This window comes from Brevibacterium sp. Lmc1 (assembly GCF_057654315.1).
The window spans coordinates 1,337,266-1,359,527 of sequence record NZ_CM172803.1 but is presented as its reverse complement, the minus strand read 5'-3'; the positions used below and the strand labels follow the sequence as shown (position 1 = coordinate 1,359,527).

The following is a 22,262-nucleotide window of genomic DNA, read 5'->3' as shown; positions in this document are numbered from 1 at the left end:
TCTAGGGACGTTTCCCGTCGTCGATGGAGCAGCCGATGAAGGTCGGTTCGGGTTCGAGGGTGATGCCGAAGGCGTCCTCGACGCCGGCGACGACGGTCGACGCGAGATCGATCACATCGGCTGTGCTCGCGTGTCCCCGATTCGTCAGCGCCAGGGTGTGCTTGGTCGACAGCGACGCCAGTCCCTCACCGAGGCTGAACCCCTTGGAGAATCCCGCATGCTCGATCAGCCAGGCCGCTGAGGTCTTCGTCTTCCCTTCGATCTTCGCTCCGCTGAGCGGGTCGGTCACCGGGTAGCGAGGAGCTTCGGCGGGCAGGATCTCGGCGTTCTCGACGATGGGGTTGGTGAAGAAGGATCCCGCCGACCAGGAGTCGTGGTCGGCGGCGTCGAGGACCATGCCCTTCGACCTGCGCAGCGCAATGACGTTCTCGCGCACTCGTGCGGCCGGGACGCGGCTGCCGATCTCGACGTCGAGGGTCGAGGCGAGCTGGGCGTAGCGCACGGGCAGCGACTCGTCGCTGCGCTGGAGGTCGAAGGTCACCGAGAGCACGACGTACTGCGGGGTTCCGGCTGCGATCTGGGCGCGCTTGAGCGCCGAGGTGCGGTAGCCGAATTCGAGTTCGACTGCGGTGAGGTGGCGGGTCTGACCGGACACCCGGTCGAAGACCTCGACGGAGGAGATGAGCTCGCCGACCTCCGTGCCGTAGGCGCCGACGTTCTGGATCGGGGTCGCACCGACTGACCCGGGGATCCCGGACAGTGCTTCGAGCCCGGACAGCCCCAGGTCGAGGGTGTGGGCGACGAAGGCGTCCCAGTCCTCCCCCGCCTCGGCGGTGACCCGGGTGTCGGTCGTCGTGGTCTGGGTCGTCTCCACTCCGGTGGTTCGGACCACGCAGACCGCACCGTCGAATCCGGCATCGGCGATGAGCAGATTCGATCCGCCGCCGATGAACAAGACGCGGGACCGTTCCTGACCGTTGAGTTCGAGCGGGTGGGCGGCGCAGAAATCGAGCAGTTCGTCTCGGGTGTTCGCAACCGTGACCTGCGGGGCCGGTCCGCCGAGGCGGAAGGTGGTGAAGCTGGAGAGTTCCTGCGGGTGGGCTTCGGTCACGCCGAGATCCGAACCTGAGTGCGGCTGAGGACATCGGCCTCGCCGGACTTCACGGAGATGTCGATGCGGGCCGTGCCGACGGCAGGGTCGACGGCGCCGACGGTGGCGGTGAGCTTGAGCGAGGTCGTCGGGGCGGCCGGTGATCCGGAATCGGCATCGGGGACGACGACGGGGGCGGAGAAGCGGGTCCGGTAGTCGACGATCGCACCCGGGTCGCCGAGCCATTCGGCCACCGGAGCGATGACCGCCGCCATCGAGAGCATCCCGTGGGCGATGACATCGTCGAGGCCGACTTCGCGGGCAAAACGTTCGTTCCAGTGGATCGGATTGTGATCGCCCGAGGCTGCGGCATAGTCGACGAGGGAGGCGCGCGACAGTGGGATCTCGGATTCCACGACGGTGTCTCCGATGGTCAGTGTGGAGAAGTCGATGGCGCTCATTCTCCGTCTCCTCTCACGACGATGGTCGAGGTCACGGTGACGACGGGCTGCTCCGCGACATCGGTGATCTCGGTGCGGGTGGTGATCATGGCGTTGTTCCCGGCGGCCCGGACTCCGTCGACATGGGTGACTGCCGACAGGAAGTCACCGGCGACGATGGGTCGAGTGAACGAGAACTGCTCGGAGCCGTGGACGACCTTCGAGAAGTCGATGCCCGAATCCGGGTCGGAGATATAGGCGGCTTCCGATTTCTGCGCGATGATCACGGCGAAGGTGGTCGGGGCGACGACGTCGCGGTAGCCCAGCGCGGTGGCCGCCTCGGCGTCGAAATGGTAATCGGCCTTCGCTCCGGTGGCGAGCGCGAATTCCGCGATCGCCTCCCTGGAGACCTCATAGGGCTGAGGCAGGGAGAACGTGGCCCCCTGCTTCTCCGTATTCACCGGCATATGCGCTCTCTCTTCCACTGGGGTCGGTATCGACACCAGCCTAAAGCACGGCCTCAGGATGAGGCTCACCGGCGAAGAATTGATCGCGCGTTCGTATCCGGTTCACACAATTGCTGCACCATCGGGCTCATGGCTTCGAAACTGGTATATGTTGTCCACATCACATTTGGTAAGGAGTAGTGCGATGACGAACGAATCCCCCAGCGCTGACCCGAAGAGTCCCGAGGCACAGACGGTGACGCCCGGCGCACGAGTCAAAGACGCAGTCGCGGTCCCCTCACCGCACACACCTGGCCCCGGCGCCCCCGCTGCGCCTGCACCAGCAGCCGGCGGTTCTGATCCGGCACCGGCACCCGCCGACGTCGACCCGCCGCAGGTCGAAGTGGCGGTGGCCACCGACGCCGCCTACGCCGGCAAAGAAGCCGACAGAGTTCAGCTGCGTCGACCGCTGCGCAACGTCTCCGAGGTCCGGCACTTCTTCCGCACGAATCAGACCCCGATCTTCTTCGTCGGAGCCACTCCGTTCAACCTGCTCGGTCTCGACCGGTGGGTGCGCAACTTCTCGTACATCACCTACTACGACGGCTGGGACGGCGGACATCCGCGTGTCTTCTCCCCGCGCTACAAGCCCTATGTCGAGTTCGAATCAGGTGAGGCGATCAACAACTGGCTGCTGCTCAACGCCGAGGTGCGCGCCCATATGACGCGCAACGTCCCCCATGGTGAGCGGGTCAAGGTCGCGATGGTCTTCTTCGACGAGGAGACCGAGCGGATCTGCCGAGAGCTCGGCTACGACCTCATCCTGCCGTCGGCAGCCCTGCGCAATCAGCTCGATTCGAAGATCGAGACGACGAAACTCGGCAATGAGGCCGGTGCGTTCTCCGTCCCGAACGTGCTGACCACCGCCGACACCTATGAAGAGCTCAATGAGCGGGCCGCCGAGGCGGGGCTGGGCACGGATCTCGTCGTGCAGACTCCGTATGGCGATTCCGGGAAGACGACGTTCTTCATCTCCGATGCCTCGGGCTGGGAGGCGCACAAGGACGACATCATCGGCGAGCAGCTAAAAGTGATGAAGCGGATCAACAACACTCCGGTCGCCGTCGAGGCGGTCATCACCTCCAGCGGTGTCGTCGTCGGTCCGTATCTGACAGAGCTGGCCGGCTTCGCCGAGCTCACCCCGTACAAGGGTGGCTGGTGCGGCAACGAGATGAAACCCGATGTCCTCAACGCAGAGCAGCGGGCGCAGACCCGTGAGCTCGTGCGCAAGATGGGCGAAGGCCTGCGCAAACGCGGCTATCGCGGGTTCTTCGAAGTCGATGTCCTCGTCGATCTCGACAACGACGACTGCTACCTCGGTGAGCTCAATCCGCGCATCTCCGGGGCCTCGGCGATCACGAACGTCACGGCAGGCGCCTATGCCGATGTGCCCCTGTTCCTGTTCCACCTGCTCGAATATCTCGACGTCGAATTCGATCTCGATGTCACCGAGATCAATGAGCGGTGGGAGGAACTCTCCGGCGCCGACGAGTGGAGCCAGATGATCATCAAGGAGACGGCTCCGATCACCGAGTACATCACGCATTCCCCGCTGACCGGTCAGTACTATCTCGACCAGTACGGGACGCTGACGTACAAACGTGCGGCACTCGACTGGCACCCCCTGCAGAACGGCAGCGAGGTGTTCTTCCTGCGTATCTTCGGGGCCGGGGACTACCGGTGGAAGGGCGCGGACCTCGGAGTCCTGGTGACGAAGAATCCGCTGCAGACGAACGTCGGCGGACCCGATGCGCTGAGCATCCGGGCCAAGCACTTCATCGATTCGATCAGGGCGATGTACGCCGGAGTTCCGGTCGTCGCCGACGATCCGTCGCCGGCCCTCGGCGGACCCGGAGCCAAAGGCGACTGAGCCCGGCGCCGCCCCCTTGTACGCGAAGGGCAGATATACGCGAAGCGCGGAGCCGCCTCGGTGATAATCTCAACACGACCCGAGGCGGCTCCCAGCTGCCGTCCGCGGAGCCGTTCCGCGGACAGACCGATGCGAGAATCAGAGGTGAAGAGTGATCGAACCGTCACCGGACCAGACCGCGGCCACTCCCCCGGCGGACCAGCCCGTGGCCCCATCGGCTCCCGTCGATCCGGCGGCCGGAATCGACCGGGACAATTGGCAGGATCCCGACAATGTGCGCTGGTCGTTCCAGAACGTCGCACGGGTCCTTCCCACGACGCCGATTCCCCGGGGCACCGGTCCGGTGGCCGAGCTGCCCGCCGATCCGCAGGATCTCGGCGAGGTCGAGGTTCCCGCGACAGAGTACTCGGAGGCACGCAGCGTCCGCAGCGTCATCGAATCCACCGACACGGATGCCTGGATGCTCATGCACAACGGGACCGTGCTCACCGAGGAGTACTTCGGGGAGATGACCGCGTCGACCGAGCATCTGCACATGTCGGTGTCCAAATCGCTCGTCGGCACCGTCGCCGGTGTCCTCGCCGGTTCGGGTGACCTCGACCCGAACCGCCTCGTCACCGATTACGTGCCCGAACTCGCCGAGTCCGGCTACGCCGGTGCCACAGTGCGCCATGTCCTCGATATGCGTTCGGGCATCCGCTTCTCCGAGGACTATCTCGACCCGAAGTCCGAGGTCCGGCAGATCGAAGAGTCGATCGGCTGGTCCGAGGCGAAGCGGGAGAACCCGGGCATCGGCATGTACGAGTTCCTCACCACCCTGGAGGCGAAGTCCGAGCACGGCGGGGTCTTCGAATACCGGTCGTGCGAGACCGATGTGCTCGGATGGGTGTGCGAGAAGATCGCCGGCGAGCGCATGCAGTCGCTCATGTCGCGGGTGCTGTGGTCTCGGATCGGCGCCGAACAGGACGCGATCATCGCCACCGACCAGTACGGGGTCGGCATGTTCGATGGCGGAATCAATACGACTCTGCGTGATCTCGCCCGATTCGGCTACGTCTACACCAACCGCGGGCAGTCGCTGACCGGACAGCAGGTGGCGCCGACGACGTGGATCGGCGATACGCTGACCACCTCCGAGGATGTGCGTCAGGCGTTTGCCGATGGGCCCGGGGACAATCGGATGCCGGGCGGGGCGTATCACAACCAGTTCTGGTTCCCGTTCCCCGATTCTCATGCGTTCCTCGCCCTCGGCATCCACGGGCAGATGATCTATATGAACCCGGGTGCCAACGTCCTCGGCGTCAAGCTCTCGAGCTGGGGGCTGCCGCAGGACGCGACGAAGCTGTTCCCGACGATCCGCGCGTTCGAGGCTCTCGCGAAGGCCGTCAACTCCCCCGCCGCGGAATAGCCGGAGCCAGTCGCCGTGGAGCGGGCCGGATCTGGCTCCCTCCCGCCACCGGACCCGGGGCCATCTCCCGGTGCGGATGTGCCCGAATCGCCACAGGTGTCGCCGGATCCGCACACCGACCCCGGGTTCGCGGCAACCGGCCGTGGCAGAATCGTGGTGTATCGACAACGCTTGTGATCGCCTGAGCGCGAAGGAGAAACACGATGACCCCGATTCGCCGGTCCACCTGGATGCCCCGCCTGCTGACGGCGGCCGCTGGAACCGTTCTCGCCTTGTCCTTGACCGCCTGCGGAGGCTCCGGAGGGGACAAGCCCGCCGAGGATCAGAAGTCCGAGGCCCCGCAGACCGAAGAAGGCGGATTCGGCGGAGGAGCTGTCGAATCGAAAGAGGCCGAGGCCCCGGGATCCGAACCAGCCGAGGCGGAGCCGACCGACACGAAATCGACCGATCCGTTCGCCGATGCCGCGAAGACGACGAACTGGGCCAGCGACGACGGGATGAAGATCGACAAGAAGGGCAACGGCATCGTGCCCGCTTCGTCAATCGAGGCCGACCTCATCGACCTGTTCGAGAACAAGCTCGATTGGAAGGTCAAAGAAGCCAAGTGCGATTCCGATATGGAGCTCCGCGAGTGGTACGGCTTCAAATCGTGCCAGGTCACCGTCAAAGACAAGGACGCGTACAAAGGCAGGAAGAAGTACTTCGGCACCGTGAAGATCGTCGATCACAAGGATCAGATGATCAAGTACGAACTCATGTTCCCCGGCATCGACAAGGAAGACTTCGACTTCAAGGACTGATCACCGGGGCGGCCCCTCCCCTGGTCATCGATCGGTTCCTGAGGTTGCGACTGCACGCTCATCGTCGCCCGTACGACCTTCGGCCGTGCGGGCGACGAATCGTCTCCGCGGATGTCCGGACGAACCGGTGATGACAACGCTGCCGGCCGCCTCGGCGAGGGATCGAGTGTTCCCGCCCGGGGCACGTTCGGAATGCTCAGTCGAACCCGGGGCAGCAGTCTCCGAGCTCCGGGCGCTGCCCGGTTCGTCCAGCGCCTCTCGGATGATCCGGCGCGGATCGTACTGTCGCGGATCAAGAGTTCTCCAGTCCTCGGCGCCCATCGATTCGGCGGCCCGAGTCCGCGCCGTATCGACCTGGGCACGGAGCAGGCGGGCGAACTCGCCGAGCTTCTGCGCGTAGTGGGGCAGCCGCTGTGGGCCGATGACGATCACAGCGAAGATGCCGACGATGATCAGTTTCTCGAAACTCAGGCCGAACATGTCCGGGTCCTTTCCGTTGGCGGGATCGGCACTCGCCCGGACCGTTCCTCCTCCACGTGCGGATCACCGACCATCCGGCCGTAGCCTCGGGTCCGGTCGTGGATGCACGCGATGACGAGCGCAGCGAGGAAGAGCAGCGCCATCGGGGCCGCGACTAAGAACATGGAGAGCACGTCGGCGGCCGGGGTGATCAGTGCGGCGAAGATCACGATGGCCACGATGGCGGCTCGCCAGGCCTTCGCGATCGATCGTGCAGGGAGCAGGCCGATGAAGTTGAGGACGACGAGGAAGACCGGGAGGACGAAGGAGACGCCGGTGGCGATGACGATCTTGAACACGAAGTCGAAATAGTAGGACGCCTGCAGGATGGTGCTGTCCTCGCTCGCGGCGAACGAAGTGAGCACTGCGACCATCCGGAGGAAGACGTAAAGGCCGGTGAGGCAGCCGGCGACGAAGAGGGGTACTGCGGCACCGAGGAAGCCGAACGTCACCTTCTTCTCCTTCGCCGTCAGTCCCGGGGTGAGGAATCCGAAGATCTCTCCCAGCCACACCGGGCTGGAGAGGACGATCCCGGAGTACACGGCGATGCGCAGCTGAAGGTCGAAGGCGCCGGTGACGCTGTCGTAGTTGAGCGAAGCGCTGCGGGACTCGGCGAGCTCGGTGATCGGGGCCCGGAGGACGTCCATCACGAAATCCGAGGTGAGATATCCGATGACCGTGCCGATGAGCAGCGCCACCGCCGCGCGCACCGCCCGTGTCCGCGCCTCCCGCAGGTGCGCGGACAGCGGCATCTTCTCCGCGGCGGTGCTCATGAGTGGGGTTCCGTCTCATCACCCGCCCGTGAGTCGGATGATTCGTCCTTGAGGATGCGCACGGACTGCCCGAGGCTCTTGGCGAGTGCAGGCAGCTTGGCTGCGCCGAAGACGAGGATGATGATGGCGAGGATGACGAGGGCGTGCCAGCCCGTGAGGTTGTGCAGCATGATGGTGAGCCTTTCTCGGAGTTGTCAGGGCTTTTCGGGGGCGCCGTCGGGTGGAGCTTGTCCTTCACCGCCGCCTCCCGGGGCTGCGCCGCCGGTCGGTTCGGTGTCGGTGTCGACGGGAACATCGAGCGTGGCGGTGTATCCGGAGTCCGTGTCGCCGCTGATCGTGGCGAGCTGGTGCTCTCCTCCGTCGTCACCGAAGACGTTGTCGTCGTCGAGGGAGATGGCAGAGAGGTTCTTCGCCGATCCGTCGTAGGTCTCGAGGGCGAAGACTGCGTTGCAGGCGTCTTCGGGCAGGGCCATCTGCGAGGTGGCGATGGCGTTCTCGGCATCGGTGATCGAATCGACGTCCGGGTAGACCTCGAAGTGGATGTGGGTCCAACGACCGGAGTAGCAGCCGGGAAAGACGGAGGTGAAGGTGACTTCTCCTGCTGAGTCGGCGACCTGGACGCCGCGCAGCCAGGTCGCGTCTTCGACGCCGTCGGAGTACATCGAGTAACGGCCCTGAGCGTCGCAGTGCCAGGCGTAGACGGCTGCGCCTTCGAATGGAGCATTGTCACCGGCCATATCGGTGACCTTGAGGGTGAATGTCAGGGGCACACCGTCGACGGTGTCGGTCCCGTCGATGTTCGAGCGGATGTCCGAACGCACGATTCCGGAGTCTTCGAGGATGTCCGGTCCGTTCGATCCGTCCGCCGGATACGGACCGGCCGTTTCGTCGGGGATCTCGGTGACCGATCCGCTGCCGCTCGAACTCGATTTCGTCGATCCCGCGGCCCCGGAGGTGCAGGCGGCCAGGGCCATGGTGCCGACACCGGCGCCGACGAGCCCGAGTACTCCTCGTCGGCTGAAGAGGGTGCGGATGTCGAAGGAGGCGCCTTGGTCGACGACCTCCTCGTCGGGACGGTCGAGGAGCCTGCCTTCGTAGGCGGGTCCGTTGGGGGTCTGGTCCGGTTCGGGTACGCGAGCCATGAGCTGTCCTTCCTTCGATGATGTGTGATGACACCATCGTGGTGACCGGCTCTGGCGTGGGACTGTGGCGTTTCTGGGCCGCGGCTGTGGATGCTCAGTCGGTTTGTGTTCCGTCCCACCAGTCGAGGACTCGCTGGGCTTGCAGGGTCACCCATTTCGAGGGTTCGCCGACCGGAGCGTCGACGTGGAACCAGACGTCGCCGTCAAGGCGGTGGTCCTGAGTCCAGGTGCCGTCGTCGGAGCGTCTGGCTCGGACCTTCCCGATTGCCTCTTCCATTCGCGGGTCAGGGGCGCTTCCGTCCGCGCTCGTCGCTTCGCGGAAGTAGTCGAGTGCGGGCAGGATTCCGTAGAACCAGCGTCGGGGGTGGAAGAGAGCGAGGGCACGGCCGTCGAAAGGATCACCGGTGCTGCGCGTGCGGAACAGGTCCCGCGACAGCAGGTACTCCTCTCCCCTGGCTCGGGCCTCCTGCACACGGGCGGCGTCGCGCGTAGCCAGCTGATAGTCGAGCAGCGCGACGAGGGCGTTGAGGGTGGAGTGGAACGACGAGACCTTCGAGCCTTCGACCCATTCGCAGTTCCATCCGCCGTCGGGCTGCTGGTGGCCCAGGAACCAGTCGACGATGCCGTCGACATCGGCGCCGAGCCACAGGCCGTTCGACAGCGTCCAGGAATTGATGCAGACGTCGACTTCACCGCCCCAGTAGGGCAGGTTCTCGTATTCCCAACGTGCGGATTCGAGTTTCTCTGCCGTTCCCTCCAACGCCGAGGAGGTCAGTCCCCACTCGCGCAGGTCCTTCAGAGCCCACGTCGTCGCAGTCCACGGCTGTGATCCCTCGTCGTCGAATGCGAAGTCGGAGGGGAAGAAGGCCCCGCCTGCCCATTGTCCGTCCGGGTCTTGATAGGCCAGCAGCTCTGCGCCGAAGCCTTCGTGTTCCACGCGTGCGCGGGTCTCCTGCCAGGTCGTCTCCTCTGCTCCGAGCAGGTCACGTTCGACCTGCCAGCGCAGGGCCGGGTCCGAGTCGAGGAGCCAATCGGACAGTTCTGTGCTGATCATCGTCGGTCTCCCACGTCGGTCGAACAGTCACTTCGAGAGTAGGCGCCGAATCGCGTGAAGACCATACCCCGGGTCCGTGGAAGACAGATGAATGATTCATCGCCGAGGCGGCGCTTGGTGCCGTGCTGACACCGCTGAGCACGCCCGATCACCCTTGCGAGCTGCGACCGGCAGTGGCACAGAACGAATTCTTCGGGATATCCCCATGGAAGGGCAGTCCCAAGCGCAGTATCGTCGGCGGTGTTGATCGCATCAAGCTGTTACACAGCGAAGGAGTGAAATGACCCTCTCAATCGGAATCATTCTTCTCATCCTCCTCGGCCTCGCGGTGCTCATCGGACTGATCCTATTCATCGCGATGATCGTCACTGCGCTCCGGTCGACTCCGAAACCTGAGGATTCCGGCTTTCCCACAGGCTCGACCGATGAGGCGGAACCGACCCGATCATCCGCGCAGTGACCGCTCCCAGGCCAGGGTTGCGAGCGCCGCAGCCTGGTCGGGCAGGTGCGCATCGTCGAACTGGACTTCCGGCGAGTGGTTCGTTGCCGCCGACCCCGGATCGATGCCTTCGGGCGTCACGAAGAAGAACATGAAAGCACCGGGCACCTGCTCGAGCACGAAGGAGAAGTCCTCGGAACCCATGAGCGGGTCCGGCACCTGCACCGCCCGCTCGGCACCGAAACGATCGGCCAGAACTCTCAGAGCGAAGTCGGCTTCGGCGCCGTCGTTGACCGTGACGGGATACTGCTCGGTCCACACCACCTCGGCCGTGCACCCGTGTGCGGCCGCAATCGACTCCGCCAACTGTGTGGCGCGCTCGGGGAACCTTCGCGTCGACTCGAGGGAGAGCGTGCGCACAGAGGCTCCGAGCTTCGCCGAGGCGGGGATGACATTGACGGCCTCCCCCGCTTCCAACTGCGTCACCTGGGCGACGATGGGATCGAACACGCTGAATGATCCGGTGACCATCGTTTGCAGCGCCTGTCCGAGTTCGAGAATCGGACGCACCGGGTCGACAGCATCCTCCGGTCGCGAGCTGTGGCCTCCGCTGCCGTGCATCGTCACGTGCAGAGTATTCGCCCCTGCCATGATCGTGCCCGGTCTGGTCACGAAGGTTCCCGGCACCCCCGGTGCCACATGGATCGCGTAAGCCGCATCGGGCTTCTGGCCGATGGTGTCGAACATTCCTTCTTCGAGCATGATCTTCGCCCCGCCCATCCCCTCCTCGCCGGGCTGGAACATGAAGGCCACCGTGCCTTTCAACTCGGACTGATGAGCGGACAGCAGCTTCGCGGCTCCGACGAGTCCTGAAACGTGGAGATCATGCCCGCAGGCATGCATGTTCCCATTCGTCGACGCGAAGTCGAGTCCGGTCGCCTCGTCGACGGGCAGAGCGTCCATATCCCCGCGCAGGAGCACCGTCGGGCCGGGGAGCGCTCCGCGCAGGACGGCTACGATCGAGCTGAGCTCCTGACCGAGCGTGATCTCAAGCGGCAGACCTTCCAAAGCGTCGAGGATCCGACGTTGGGTCTTCGGCAGATCGAGTCCTATTTCGGGGTCCCGGTGCAGGTCGCGGCGCAGTTCGCGCAGGTCATCGGCAAGTGCGTGGGATTCGCTGGTGAAATCGGGAGTCATTGTGTGCTTCACTCGGCAAGACTGGCACGGCCGGAAGGAGTCGCGCAATACCGTCTCGGGGAGTTCCCGAATACAGAAACTCCCCCATCGGATTCGTCATCCTGATGAGGGAGTTGATCGGTAGCGGGAGGGGGACTCGATCCCCCGACCTCACGATTATGAGTCGTGCGCTCTAACCAGCTGAGCTACCCCGCCCCAGCACCGCATTCTAGGCGGCACGAGAGCCCCGAAAGGGAATCGAACCCTTGACCTTCTCCTTACCATGGAGATGCTCTGCCGACTGAGCTATCGGGGCAACAGGTAAGAATTTACACGGGTTCGCTCGCTCTGGGCAAATCGGATATCAGTGACGTCACTCACACGCCCTGGAGCCGGAGGCGAAAACTCCCACCGGGCCCTGCCCCGCATCACTGTCACCAGCGAAGATGTCTATTTCACCGGGTCGAATCGCCCTGCGAGGAATCCCTGCAGTCGACCTGGGTGGTTCGTGATGATCCCATCGACCTCGGCACCGAGGAGTTCCCGCCATTCGTTCATCTCGTCGGCAGTCCAGACGAAGACACCGAGGTCGTTGTCCATGATCTCGGTGACGACCGATTTGCGCATCGAGAATCCCTTGTACGAGGGATTGATCGCCACCGCACCGAGTTCGCGAGCGATCTCGATGTCTTCAGGCTTGGGCACCATGCGCAGAAGGAAGCGAGCCACCATCGGCAGCATGTCCCGACAGGTCTCCAGCGTCTCGATGTTGAACGACTGGACGATCATCCGGTCGGCGATGCCGGTCTCCACCACCAGCTCCGAGATCCTCGCCACCGCACCCGACGACCACTCGCCCTTGAGCTCGAGGAGGAGTTCGCCGCCTCGGTGCTGGATATCCCTCATCACGGCCGACAGGGTCGGGATGCGCACTCCGTTGAATCCCGGACCCATCCACGAGCCGGCGTCGACGAACGACAGCTCTTCTGCGGTGAGATTGACGACGGGACCTCTGCGATTCGTGGTTCGGTCCAGATCCGGATCGTGGAGGATGACAGGGACACCGTCGGCGCTGGTCGAGGTGTCGACCTCAATGAAGTCGACACCCAGGGCACGCGCGGCGTCGACAGCGGCGAGACTGTTCTCGGGCACAACAGCCGAATAGCCGCGGTGCGCGATCACCAGTGGGCGGCTTCCGGATCCGGGGCGCTCGACGATGCCCCGTTCGTGGAGGAACTGCAGAAAACTCATGGCTTCAGCCTATGCCCTGAGCCCTCATTCCACTGCCTGCACAACGTCAGAAGTCCCAACTATCGGAAACTCCAGTCGAATCCCACACAGACCGATTCTGAACGGATAGGTTGTGGGAAGCATCACACTCCCAACTCGAAGGGCACACCATGGAAGCTGTCTACGCTGCCGCTATCGTCCTCGCCTTCATCGCGCTCGGTGAGCTGGTATCGATCTGGTCGAAGGCGCGTGTCCCCAGCCTTCTGGTTGCGATGCTCGGCATCTTCATCTTCGCCAAGATCGGCGTAGTCCCAGAGACTGTCATCGATGACTCTCTGCTGCTTCAGGCCTACTCGTTCCTCGTCGCGCCGCTGCTCTTCCATATGGGGTCGCTCATCCCTCTGCGCGTGATGCTCAAGCAATGGCGTTCGGTCATCATCGCAGTCTCGGGCATGCTCGTGGCGGTCCTGCTCATCCTGGCTGTCGTGGCCCCGCTCTTCGGCTTCGAAACTTTCGTGGCCGGTTCCGGGCCGTTGGCCGGCGGCATCGTCGCCACCAGCTTGACGACGGAAGGGCTGACGGCGCACGGCGCCGCCTCGTCGATCATCGTTCTTCCCGCGCTTGTTCTGATGCTCCAATCACTGCCCTCGATGCCGTTGACGAACTACTTTCTGCGTCGCTATGCAAAGAAGCTGCGCGACAGCGGAGAACTTCAGGAACTCGCGCGCGCCCACAGCCAGGAAGAGGAGGAAGCCGCCAAGAAGAAGAAACTCGTCAACCTTCCCGACTTCCTCGTCGACAATCAGCTTTTCATGCTCTTCCTCATTCTCGTCGGCGGATCGGCAGCGACACTGCTGGCGGTCCCAACCCATATTCCGTCGTCGATCCTCGCACTGGTCCTCGGCATTCTCGCCACCGCGGTGGGCTTGTCCCCCGATAAGGCCATGGAACGGTCGAACTCATTCGGCATCGCCATGGCCGGCGTCATCGCCATCGTCATGGCCCCGCTGGTGACCGCCTCGGTGCAGGACGTCATCAACGCATTCGTCCCTACCATCACGATCCTCATCGTCGGCGGCGCCGGCATCGTCCTCGGCGGATTCGTCGCTACGAAGCTTCTGCGTTGGAAGTCTGGACTGGGAGTGTCAGTGGCGCTGACGGCGATGTACGGCTTCCCTGCCGACTATCTGCTCACCAACGAGGTAGCACGTTCCATTGCCCGTGACGACGACGAAAAGGAAGCGCTGCTCAATGTCATGCTCCCGCCGATGCTCGTCGGCGGATTCACCTCGGTCAGCGCCGGGTCCGTCGTCATTGCCAGTGTCCTCGTCAGTATGCTCTGATCCCGACCGGCCCCAATTCCCGCCAGCCCCAGGCCCTCGGCACACCCCGGGCTCTCATACGAAAGGACCCCATGCACGATCTCATCGCACAAGGACAGACCCTGCTCCCTGAGCTCCAGAACTTGCGGCGTTCCCTCCATGCGGACCCGGAGATCGGTCTCGACCTGCCCCGCACGCAGGCGGCGGTCCTGGCCGCCCTGTCCGGCCTCGACCTCGAGGTGACCACGGGTGAGGGCACCACCTCGGTGATCGCCGTTCTGCGCGGAACCCATCCGAACAGACCGGCCGACGCTCCAGCGGTGCTGCTGCGCGGAGACATGGACGCCCTTCCAGTGACAGAGGAGACGGATGAGCCCTTCGCCTCGACGAACGGATGCATGCACGCCTGCGGCCACGACCTGCACACAGCCGGACTCGTCGGAGCCGCGCGACTCCTTCACGCTCTGCGCGACCGGCTTGTCGGGGACATCGTCCTCATGTTCCAGCCCGGGGAAGAGGGCTGGAACGGAGCGTCGGTGATGATCGACGAAGGCGTGCTCGACGCAGCCGGGACGCGGGTGATCGCTGCATTCGGGGCGCATGTGCTCCCCGGTCCGCGCGGCGTGGTCGCCACCCGCCCGGGCACCCTCCAGGCGGGTTCGAACACACTGCGGGTGACGATCCACGGACGCGGCGGTCACGGTTCCCAACCGCAGACCGCCGTCGATCCGGTGCCGGCGCTGGCCGAACTCGTCACGGCCCTGCAGAATATGGTCAGCCGCCGCATCGACGCCTTCGACCCCATCGCGCTGTCCGTGACCCAGTTGAGCGCCTCGGACGCGATCAACGTCATCCCCGCCTCGGCCACCTTGGGTGCGACTGTGCGCACACTGTCGGACTCATCACTCGACATCGTCCGCACCCGCTCGAAGCAGCTTGCCGACGGCATCGCCGCCGCCCATGGATGCAGCGCCGAAGTGGACTTCGATGTCCAGTACCCGGTCACGGTCAACGACGATGACGAGACCGCATGGGCCATGGAAGAACTCCGAGTCCTTCTCGGCGAGGATCGGGTGAAGCTCCTCGAACAGCCGATCATGCCGAGTGAGGACTTCTCCTTCGTCTTAGCCGCGGTGCCGGGCACGTATCTCATGCTCGGCGCCGAGCGCACGGACGTTCCAGCAGAGCGCCAGGGCAACAACCACTCCCCCTTCGTCATCTTCGACGATTCGGTTCTCGGCGATCAAGCGGCGCTTCTTGCTCACCTCGCGATCGAACGACTGGCGAAGGCGACGCGAATGTCATAGCCGCGCGGGGAAGCACGACGCTGTGCGGCTGCCGGCGAACAACACGCTTGCAGGCCCGCACTCCCCCGCCGCAGCGATGCAACTGATCTGACACATCGTCGCCACCCGCCAAGGCGCGAACCCACCTACCGTAGACACTGTGACCACTTCGATCCCCCGCCACCGTGATCTCACCCTCGACCTCGCCCGCGTCGTCTGTGTGCTCGTCGTCGTGTTCGTCCACCTCCTGCTCGTCGGGGTCGGCCGCAACCCGGACGGCTCACCTTTCATCATCAACCCGGTCTCCGGCGAGCGCTGGTTCGCCCCAGCCACTTGGATCGCGGAGATCATGCCGATGTTCTTCGTCGTCGGTGGATTCGCGGCCAAGGTCGGCTGGGAATCGGCACAACGTCGCGGCGAATCGGCTTCGACCTTCGTCCGCACCCGCTTGCGACGCCTCGCGCTTCCGGCGCTGCCGCTATTCATCGTCCTCACCGCTGCTCTCACCGCCGTCCTAGTCCTCGGCGTCGACCCGGACTTGGCCGATGCCATCGCTGTCCCCGTCGGTTCCGTCCTGTGGTTCCTCGCCGCGTACGCTCTCGCCCAGGCCTTGGCACCCTGGATGATCCGCTGGCACGAACGCAATCCGTGGCTGGCCCTCGTCGTCCTCTTCGCCGGAGCGTTCTTCGTCGACGTCGTCCGCCTCGTCGTCGGCATCCAAAGCCTCGGACTCGATCGGATCCCCGCCGACGGCTACGGCATCGGCGACGAACTCTTCGGACTGCCCAACGTCGCCTTCGTCTGGCTCTTCGCCCAGCAGATCGGCTTCTGCCTGCGCGACGGCTGGTTCTCCCGTCTCCGCTGGTGGAACCTCGTCATGATCGTCGCCGGATTCGCCTGCCTGGGACTGCTCGTCATCCTCGGGGAGTACTCGGCGTCCATGCTCACGAACCAATGGCCGCCGACCCTGCCGCTGGCCGTCCTCGCCGTCATCCAAGCCGCCCTGCTGACCCTGCTCCACCGACCGCTGACAGCGATCATGGACCGTCGCTTCGCCCAGGCCATCGTGTTCTTCCTCGGCAGCCGACTCATGTCCGTCTACCTATGGCACGTGCCGGCGATCGTCCTGCTCACCGGAGTCCAGCTGCTGTGGCTGCCGATGCCCGATCCCGGCACCGGAGCCTGGTGGCTGACGCGTCCGGTCTTCGTCATCGCCGTCCTGCTCGTCGTGTGGGCGATCTCGACGATCACGAAACGTTGGGAGAGCCCCCGCCCGTTTCTCTCCCCGAGGTGGCCCTCCGATGCCGTCACCGTCACCGCCGTTGCCCTCTTCGTCGTCCAATCCCTGGCGATCTCGAGCTACGGACTCGACCTGCCACTGGCCATCCTCGGCCTGGTGTGCACCACGATCGCAGTCAACCTCACTGAAGACAGCGCCACCGCTCGTTCCCGCATCAGCGACGGAAACGATGCCACCATCGCCGAGGTGAACCCACCGATTCCGGAGCGGCGGGCTGGTCCCCCGGTTCCGCCTCGGTGACGGTGTCGTTCTTCTTCGCATTCCGACGCCGCCGCCATGCGGTTATCTCCTTCTCCACATCGCGGGGCGGAGTGAACACGGGCGGGCCGTCGCGCAGATCCATCACGGCCTCGCGCACCCGGGCGTTGAAGCCGGCGAGGTAGTCGCGGACCTCGGACTCGGTGGAGAAAGCGTCGACCGTGTCTTCGAGGACGGCGTTCTCCTTGCGCAGCTGAAACGCCTCCGGAGCGACGCCGTTGATGCCTTCGGTATCCATCTTCTGCTTGATCCACCAATCAGGATCAGATGAGCTGTGCAACCCGGACAACGGCTTGCCCAGACCCGGCAGATCATCGAAATCACCACGCTTGATGGCTCGGTCGAGAACGGATTCGACGACAGCGTTTCGGTCCTCGAGCGAATTCAGACGCCGAGGCGACTGCGTGTCATCCGTGTCATCGCTCATCGGTTCGCCCTCCTCGGCGGAGCATTTCCACCCTGTCCTCACACGGTAGGCGTCGGCCGGGCGCCGGGCAAGGGAAAGCGCGGAAAACGAGAAAAGCTCCGTGACCTCTCGGTCACGGAGCTTCTCCGTTCTGCGTGGCAGATATAGGATTCGAACCTATGAAGGCAATGCCGGCTGATTTACAGTCAGCTCCCTTTGGCCGCTCGGGCAATCTGCCGCAGGTGGCGCTCGATGAGCACCTGAAAAGAATACAAGGCTCGGACCCGAATCTCCAACTCGGTAGACGCAGATCACAGTTCGGGGCCTCGACTAGACTCGGGGGCAACAGCCACGCCCGTTTCCGACGGGCATCAACGAGCGCAGACAAAGGAGCATTCATGGCCAGCGAATCCTCATTCGACATCGTCAGCAAGGTCGACCGCCAGGAAGCCGACAACGCACTCAACCAGGCCGCGAAGGAGATCAACTCCCGCTATGACTTCCGCGGCACCGATGCGTCGATCGCCTGGAGCGGCGAAGCCGTGCAGCTGAAAGCCAACAGCGAGGACCGGGTCAAGGCCATTCTCGACGTCTTCCAGTCGAAGCTGGTCAAGCGCGGAATCTCGCTGAAGTCCCTGGAAGACGGCGAACCGTACCCCTCCGGCAAGGAGTACCGCATCGATGCGTCCCTCAAGGAGGGCATCGACAAGGACAATGCGAAGAAGATCTCGAAGATCATCCGCGACGAGGGCCCCAAGGGCGTCAAAGCCCAGATCCAGGGCGACGAGCTGCGCGTGAGCTCGAAGAAGCGTGACGACCTGCAGGAAGTCATCGCTCTGCTCAAGGGACAGGACCTCGACGTCGACCTGCAGTTCACGAACTACCGCTGATCGCCAGCGCACCACGCCGGCCCGGTCCGCACTGCTGAGTGCGGACCGGGCCGGTATCGTATTCGCCCGTAACGCTGTGCCCCGAAAGAGGCTGGTCAGTGTACGGGGAGCTCGAGCGGGATGTAGTACAGACCTTTCGAGTCTTCTTCAACGCTGGCCCGGAGGCGATCGTCGAGGTGGATGAAATCGTTGACCTTGATGGTGCCCTTCTGGCCGCTGAGGCGACGGATGGCGAAGGCTGGGATGAGCCCCTGCCGTCCCGAACCGTCGACGGCGAGCGCGTATTTCGGGCCGGTCGCGCGGACCCGGACGTCGATGCCCGTGTCCTGTTCCCGCAGTTCGTCGAGTTCGACGACGGGTTCCGGGTTCGTCAGCGCGGTGAGCTCGACGGCCAGGGTATCGGCCATGTCATCGACGGTCGCGAGCATGTTCGCCATGGCACGGGCGAATTCGCCGTGCAGCTTGCTCGGCTTCATCGCCGCGCCGGGTTTGTACATGTCCTCGTGTGTCAGTTCGCTCCAGGCGTCCTGGAGCCGGGTCTTGACCTGGATCTCGGCGAAGACAGGAGGCCCCTGGTCGGAAGGAATGCGCAGTATGACGTGGCAGGCGCGGTACCCGCTGGCCTTCGGCGGGTCCGTATAGTCTTTCCACTCGATGAGTTCGAAGGCGCCCAACTGATCGGGGTCGCGCAGCGCGGCGAACATCATCGACTGATCGCGCGGTGATTTGCACAGCACCTTGACGCCGACGATGTCGCGGATCTGGTCTTCGACATCCTCGGTGGAGGTGATCGTCAGATCCGGATCGTCGTCGGTCTTCTCCGTCAGCTTCGCCAGGGTCCGTGCCGCGTCCTTGATCCGATGGCCATCGACGTCGAGGCGGGAGATGTCCTTGTCCTTGAGCAGGCCCTTCTGCTGTTCGGTCAGCCAGTGTTTGATCCGCACCGCCGCCGTCTGCCAGGCGTTGAGCCGTTCGACATAGGCACGTTCGACGATCGTCTTGAGCTGCGATTCGTTTCTCACGCGGTCTCCCCTGCCGGCCTTCGGTGCAATGGTCCACGCTCGCTGGTGCGATCTGCTGCACGCGGGCATGACTTGGTGTGCGCTGGCGTGATCTGGACGTCTCCGACTCTACGTGGTGGAAGCATCAGGCACCGGCAGCGACTCGTCTCCCCGTTGCAACGAGGCGAGAAGTCACTGCCGGTGCCAGATGACCCAGGAGTGGAGGAAATGTCGCGAAATGCTCCGCAGGCTCAGCTGCCTGCGGACGGCTGGCCGACGGATTCGGCGGTGACGTGTCCACGCGCCTCGGCGAGCATGGCTTCACGGGTGGCGAGCTTGATGCGCTCACGGCCCTCGACCTCGCCGGCCGCCTTCTCAGCGGCCTCGACGCGGTGGTAGCCCTCCCAATCGGCGAAGTCGACGCCCTTGGATTCGAGGAGCTCGATGATGGCCGATTCGTCCGGGTACACCGGCTCGGTGAGCACACCGGCGGCACGGTCGTCGAGGATGTGGCCGATGGTCTCGAGCGCATCGCCCTTTGTGTGGCCGATGAGTCCGACGGGTCCGCGCTTGATCCACCCGGTGGTGTACACGCCCTGAACGACATCGGCTTCGGCGGCCGTGGTCTGATCATCGGAGTCGACGACGCGACCCTCGTGGTTCGGGATCACACGCTTGCGATCGTCGAAGGGCAGCTGCGGCAGCTGAGTGCCCGCATAGCCGACGGCACGGTAGACGGCATCGAGCTCCCAATCGTGGAAGCTGCCGGTGCCGTTGACTCCGCCGGAGCCGTCGAGTTCCATGCGTTCGGTGCGCAGCCCCGTCACCTTGTCCTCGCCGAGGATGGCGACCGGTGAGTGCAGGAAGTGCAGGTGGAGACGCCGCTTCGCTCCGGTGGGTTCGCGCATGGTGAAGTCCGTGAGCGTCTTCGCGACCTGCTTGGTCTGGTTGCTCGACTCGATCGCCTGCATCGACCCTTCGTCGAACTCGAAGTCCTCCGGGTAGACGATGAGGTCGACGTCCTTGACGGCGCCGAGTTCGCGCAGCTCCAGCGGCGTGAACTTCGCCTGAGCCGGTCCGCGACGGCCGAAGATGTGGACATCGGTGACCTTCGAGGACTTCAGCCCCTCGTACACGTGATCGGGGATCTCCGTGGTGTGCATATCGTCGGCCTGCTTCGCCAGCACGCGGGCGACGTCGAGAGCGACATTGCCGTTGCCGATGACGGCGACGCGTTCGGCGTCCAACGGCCAGGACTGCGGGACGTCGGGATGCGAGTCGTACCAGTTGACGAAGTCCGCGGCGCCGTAGGATCCGGGCAGATCGATGCCGGGCAGGTCGAGGGCGGCGTCGACGAAGCAGCCGGTGGAGAAGATCACCGCATCATAGCGGTCGGTGAGCTCTTCGAGGTGGAGGTCGACTCCGTACTCGACATTGGAGAACAGGCGGATGTCGCCTCGGTCGAGGACCTTGATCAGGGCGTTGATGATGCCCTTGATCCGCGGGTGGTCGGGAGCGACGCCGTAGCGGACGAGCCCGAAGGGAGTCGGCAGACGATCGAAGAGATCGATGCTCAGATCGAAATCACGTTCCGCCTTTGTCATGAGATCGGCCGCGTAGATCCCAGCAGGACCGGCGCCGACGATGGCCACCCGGAAGGGACGAGTCATTCTCACACCTCTCTATTCAGTCCCATCGAGTCTATCGTCAATGTAGGTCATCCTTACAATGACGTGACCAAACTCGCATCACCGCCGCCCGGTCGGCAGACTGCACCCCTCACCGCCCTGCCATCTCACCGGCGATCCCGCCGGCTCCCCCGAACCCAACCCTCACTAGACTGAAACATGTGAGCCAGAACCCTGCCCCCGATGAGAGCGCAATCCGCCGTGCCGGCCTGATCAACGGATTCTCCGCCTACCTGCTGTGGGGTGTGATGCCGCTGCTCTTCGCCGCCGCGGCTCCCACCGGCGCCCTCGAACTCGTCTCCCATCGCGTCATCTGGTCACTGGTCTTCTGCGCCATCCTCCTCGTCTTCACCGGCGGATTCCTGCGCACCTGGCAGATTCTGCGCTCACCACGCCTCTTCGGCCTGCTGCTTCTGGCCTCGGTGCTCATCGCCATCAACTGGACGACGTTCATCTACGGGGTCGAAACCAACCAGCTCGTCGAGATCTCACTCGGCTACTACCTCAATCCGCTCATCTCCATCGGCCTGGGCGTGATCTTCCTCGGTGAGAAGCTGCGCCCGCTGCAGTGGACTGCCGTGGGCTTCGGTCTGCTCGCGGTCATCATCGTCGGCATCGGCCTCGGCCGAGTCCCCTACCTCGCGTTCACCGTCGCCCTGTCCTTCGGCCTCTACGGGCTGGTGAAGAACAAGGTCGGCAGCCGAGTCGGCGCGCTCGAAGGCATGGCCGTCGAAAGTCTCGTCCTCGCTGTTCCCTCGGCGATCTACCTCATCGCCCTCGGCTCGCTGGGACTGCAGACGTTCACCGGCTTCGGCGGCTGGCACGTCTTCGTCATCATCATCACCGGGCCCGCCACCGCGATCCCGCTCATCCTCTTCAGCGCCGCCGCCCGCCGCATCCCGCTGTCCTGGGTGGGCATGCTCCAGTACCTCACTCCGACCATCCAATTCACCCTCGGCGTCACGGTGCTCGGCGAGATGATGTCGACGACCCGCTGGATCGGGTTCTTCGTCATCTGGATCGCCGTGATCCTGCTGTGCACGGACATGATCCGCCACAGCCGGCGCCGCTGACCCCCGACACCTCTCTATTGCTACCTGACGGCGGCTCAGCAACCTCGCGCGAGGTTGCTGGGCCGCCGTCAGGTAGTAATTGGGGCGGGTTCCAGGATTACCCGATCGAATCGTCTCCGGCCCTTGACACCACCATTGGCACCATGGTTCATTAGTTAAGTAACTAACCAACCTACATGGAGGCGAATGTGATCGACGACGCCAAACCCCTGTTCACACAGATCGCCGAGAAAGTCGAGGACTCGATCCTCAACGGCACCCTGCCTGAACTCTCCCGAGCACCATCGACGAACGAGCTCGCAACCTTCTACTCCATCAATCCGGCCACCGCCGCCAAAGGCGTCAACCGACTCGTCGACAAAGGCGTGCTCGAGAAGCGCCGCGGCATCGGAATGTTCGTCACCGAGGGGGCCCGCGCTCTGCTCATCAACGAACACCGGACCACCTTCTCCGAGAACTTCATCAGCCCCCTGCTGAACGAGGCCAATCGCCTCGGGCTGGGGTCGAAGGACGTGATCGCGCTCATCGAAGAGCGCTCCCGAGAACTCCACCTGACCACCGCACTCGATCCGACCGCAGCGAAGGGATGAC

General features: G+C 64.3%; 23 protein-coding genes and 3 tRNA genes. 10 read left to right on the top strand and 16 right to left on the bottom strand.

Features of this window, described 5'->3' with window-relative positions:
- Nucleotide 1: 1 nt before the first annotated feature.
- Genes AC239G_RS05910 through AC239G_RS05900 form a run of 3 tightly spaced genes read right to left on the bottom strand, consistent with a single transcriptional unit; the run spans nucleotide 2 to nucleotide 1,997 of the window.
- The gene (locus tag AC239G_RS05910) at nucleotides 2–1,111 is read right to left on the bottom strand and encodes a UDP-N-acetylmuramate dehydrogenase (protein ID WP_487489979.1); all 1,110 of its coding nucleotides are present in this window, start codon (nucleotides 1,109–1,111) and stop codon (nucleotides 2–4) included.
- On the bottom strand, nucleotides 1,108–1,551 hold the full coding sequence (locus AC239G_RS05905) for a MaoC/PaaZ C-terminal domain-containing protein (RefSeq protein ID WP_487489978.1): 444 nt from the start codon (nucleotides 1,549–1,551) through the stop codon (nucleotides 1,108–1,110). Before AC239G_RS05905 ends, AC239G_RS05910 begins: the two co-directional genes overlap by 4 nt.
- On the bottom strand, nucleotides 1,548–1,997 hold the full coding sequence (locus AC239G_RS05900) for an FAS1-like dehydratase domain-containing protein (RefSeq protein ID WP_487489977.1): 450 nt from the start codon (nucleotides 1,995–1,997) through the stop codon (nucleotides 1,548–1,550). Before AC239G_RS05900 ends, AC239G_RS05905 begins: the two co-directional genes overlap by 4 nt.
- A 184-nt stretch (nucleotides 1,998–2,181) precedes the next feature.
- On the opposite strand from AC239G_RS05900, the gene AC239G_RS05895 reads away from it, so the two are divergent.
- The 3 genes from AC239G_RS05895 (at nucleotide 2,182) to AC239G_RS05885 (ending at nucleotide 6,114) form a co-directional block, all read left to right on the top strand.
- Complete coding sequence (locus tag AC239G_RS05895; protein WP_258041904.1) at nucleotides 2,182–3,906, top strand: biotin carboxylase; 1,725 nt, start codon at nucleotides 2,182–2,184, stop codon at nucleotides 3,904–3,906.
- A 151-nt stretch (nucleotides 3,907–4,057) separates the two neighbouring features.
- On the top strand, nucleotides 4,058–5,314 hold the full coding sequence (locus tag AC239G_RS05890) for a serine hydrolase domain-containing protein (RefSeq protein ID WP_487489976.1): 1,257 nt from the start codon (nucleotides 4,058–4,060) through the stop codon (nucleotides 5,312–5,314).
- 203 nt (nucleotides 5,315–5,517) lie between these two features.
- Nucleotides 5,518–6,114 (top strand): hypothetical protein, encoded by a 597-nt coding sequence (locus tag AC239G_RS05885; RefSeq protein WP_487489975.1) that lies wholly within the window; start codon nucleotides 5,518–5,520, stop codon nucleotides 6,112–6,114.
- A gap of 24 nt (nucleotides 6,115–6,138) precedes the next feature.
- On the opposite strand, the gene AC239G_RS05880 is transcribed toward AC239G_RS05885, so the two are convergent.
- The 5 genes from AC239G_RS05880 to AC239G_RS05860 all read right to left on the bottom strand — a co-directional run bounded on the left by AC239G_RS05880 (nucleotide 6,139) and on the right by AC239G_RS05860 (nucleotide 9,602).
- Entirely contained in the window at nucleotides 6,139–6,594 is a 456-nt protein-coding gene (locus AC239G_RS05880) for a twin-arginine translocase TatA/TatE family subunit (protein WP_139468579.1), read from the bottom strand.
- Nucleotides 6,582–7,406, bottom strand: coding sequence for a twin-arginine translocase subunit TatC (gene tatC / locus AC239G_RS05875; protein WP_487489974.1), 825 nt, complete (start codon nucleotides 7,404–7,406; stop codon nucleotides 6,582–6,584). The genes AC239G_RS05880 and tatC overlap by 13 nt, the downstream gene beginning before the upstream one ends.
- Nucleotides 7,403–7,576, bottom strand: coding sequence for a twin-arginine translocase TatA/TatE family subunit (locus AC239G_RS05870; protein WP_139468580.1), 174 nt, complete (start codon nucleotides 7,574–7,576; stop codon nucleotides 7,403–7,405). The genes tatC and AC239G_RS05870 overlap by 4 nt, the downstream gene beginning before the upstream one ends.
- Nucleotides 7,577–7,600: 24 nt before the next feature.
- Nucleotides 7,601–8,548: an intradiol ring-cleavage dioxygenase gene (locus AC239G_RS05865; RefSeq protein WP_139468581.1), complete on the bottom strand. Its 948-nt coding sequence runs from the start codon at nucleotides 8,546–8,548 to the stop codon at nucleotides 7,601–7,603.
- A 94-nt stretch (nucleotides 8,549–8,642) separates the two neighbouring features.
- On the bottom strand, nucleotides 8,643–9,602 hold the full coding sequence (locus AC239G_RS05860; RefSeq protein WP_139468582.1) for a prenyltransferase/squalene oxidase repeat-containing protein: 960 nt from the start codon (nucleotides 9,600–9,602) through the stop codon (nucleotides 8,643–8,645).
- A 280-nt stretch (nucleotides 9,603–9,882) separates the two neighbouring features.
- Between AC239G_RS05860 and AC239G_RS05855 the strand changes: the two genes are divergently transcribed.
- A complete protein-coding gene (locus AC239G_RS05855; protein WP_139468583.1) occupies nucleotides 9,883–10,062 on the top strand; it encodes a hypothetical protein in 180 nt (59 codons plus the stop codon).
- On the opposite strand, the gene AC239G_RS05850 is transcribed toward AC239G_RS05855, so the two are convergent.
- From AC239G_RS05850 to AC239G_RS05835, 4 genes are all read right to left on the bottom strand, one after another.
- Nucleotides 10,048–11,238 (bottom strand): M20 metallopeptidase family protein, encoded by a 1,191-nt coding sequence (locus tag AC239G_RS05850; RefSeq protein WP_139468737.1) that lies wholly within the window; start codon nucleotides 11,236–11,238, stop codon nucleotides 10,048–10,050. The two genes, AC239G_RS05855 and AC239G_RS05850, sit on opposite strands and share 15 nt — an antisense overlap.
- Nucleotides 11,239–11,359: 121 nt before the next feature.
- A tRNA-Met gene (locus tag AC239G_RS05845) sits at nucleotides 11,360–11,433 on the bottom strand.
- A 27-nt stretch (nucleotides 11,434–11,460) separates the two neighbouring features.
- Nucleotides 11,461–11,533, bottom strand: a tRNA-Thr gene (locus AC239G_RS05840).
- Nucleotides 11,534–11,667: 134 nt separating this feature from the next.
- Nucleotides 11,668–12,468 carry a glycerophosphodiester phosphodiesterase gene (locus AC239G_RS05835; RefSeq protein ID WP_139468584.1) on the bottom strand — a complete coding sequence of 267 codons (801 nt, stop codon included), beginning with the start codon at nucleotides 12,466–12,468 and terminating at the stop codon, nucleotides 11,668–11,670.
- A 149-nt stretch (nucleotides 12,469–12,617) separates the two neighbouring features.
- Here AC239G_RS05835 and AC239G_RS05830 point away from each other — a divergent pair, with 149 nt between their 5' ends.
- From AC239G_RS05830 to AC239G_RS05820, 3 genes are all read left to right on the top strand, one after another.
- On the top strand, nucleotides 12,618–13,790 hold the full coding sequence (locus tag AC239G_RS05830; protein WP_139468585.1) for a hypothetical protein: 1,173 nt from the start codon (nucleotides 12,618–12,620) through the stop codon (nucleotides 13,788–13,790).
- Nucleotides 13,791–13,861: 71 nt separating this feature from the next.
- Nucleotides 13,862–15,076 carry a M20 metallopeptidase family protein gene (locus AC239G_RS05825; RefSeq protein WP_139468586.1) on the top strand — a complete coding sequence of 405 codons (1,215 nt, stop codon included), beginning with the start codon at nucleotides 13,862–13,864 and terminating at the stop codon, nucleotides 15,074–15,076.
- Between the two features lie 139 nt (nucleotides 15,077–15,215).
- A complete protein-coding gene (locus AC239G_RS05820; RefSeq protein ID WP_487489973.1) occupies nucleotides 15,216–16,595 on the top strand; it encodes an acyltransferase family protein in 1,380 nt (459 codons plus the stop codon).
- Here the strand turns inward: AC239G_RS05820 and AC239G_RS05815 are convergent.
- Together AC239G_RS05815 and AC239G_RS05810 are read right to left on the bottom strand one after the other, a co-directional pair.
- Entirely contained in the window at nucleotides 16,510–17,040 is a 531-nt protein-coding gene (locus AC239G_RS05815; protein WP_487489972.1) for a DnaJ family domain-containing protein, read from the bottom strand. The genes AC239G_RS05820 and AC239G_RS05815 overlap by 86 nt on opposite strands.
- Before the next feature lie 135 nt (nucleotides 17,041–17,175).
- Nucleotides 17,176–17,257 (bottom strand) — tRNA-Tyr (locus tag AC239G_RS05810).
- A gap of 160 nt (nucleotides 17,258–17,417) precedes the next feature.
- Here AC239G_RS05810 and AC239G_RS05805 point away from each other — a divergent pair.
- Nucleotides 17,418–17,909 (top strand): YajQ family cyclic di-GMP-binding protein, encoded by a 492-nt coding sequence (locus AC239G_RS05805; RefSeq protein WP_167194552.1) that lies wholly within the window; start codon nucleotides 17,418–17,420, stop codon nucleotides 17,907–17,909.
- A gap of 95 nt (nucleotides 17,910–18,004) precedes the next feature.
- Here AC239G_RS05805 and AC239G_RS05800 read toward each other — a convergent pair whose 3' ends face one another.
- Together AC239G_RS05800 and AC239G_RS05795 are read right to left on the bottom strand one after the other, a co-directional pair.
- Nucleotides 18,005–18,931: a GTP pyrophosphokinase gene (locus AC239G_RS05800; RefSeq protein ID WP_139468590.1), complete on the bottom strand. Its 927-nt coding sequence runs from the start codon at nucleotides 18,929–18,931 to the stop codon at nucleotides 18,005–18,007.
- Between the two features lie 230 nt (nucleotides 18,932–19,161).
- Nucleotides 19,162–20,580, bottom strand: coding sequence for an FAD-dependent oxidoreductase (locus AC239G_RS05795; protein ID WP_139468591.1), 1,419 nt, complete (start codon nucleotides 20,578–20,580; stop codon nucleotides 19,162–19,164).
- A 179-nt stretch (nucleotides 20,581–20,759) separates the two neighbouring features.
- Here AC239G_RS05795 and rarD point away from each other — a divergent pair, with 179 nt between their 5' ends.
- On the top strand, nucleotides 20,760–21,671 hold the full coding sequence (gene rarD, locus AC239G_RS05790; RefSeq protein ID WP_139468592.1) for an EamA family transporter RarD: 912 nt from the start codon (nucleotides 20,760–20,762) through the stop codon (nucleotides 21,669–21,671).
- A 188-nt stretch (nucleotides 21,672–21,859) separates the two neighbouring features.
- A complete protein-coding gene (locus tag AC239G_RS05785; RefSeq protein ID WP_180345613.1) occupies nucleotides 21,860–22,261 on the top strand; it encodes a GntR family transcriptional regulator in 402 nt (133 codons plus the stop codon).
- Nucleotide 22,262: the final 1 nt, after the last annotated feature.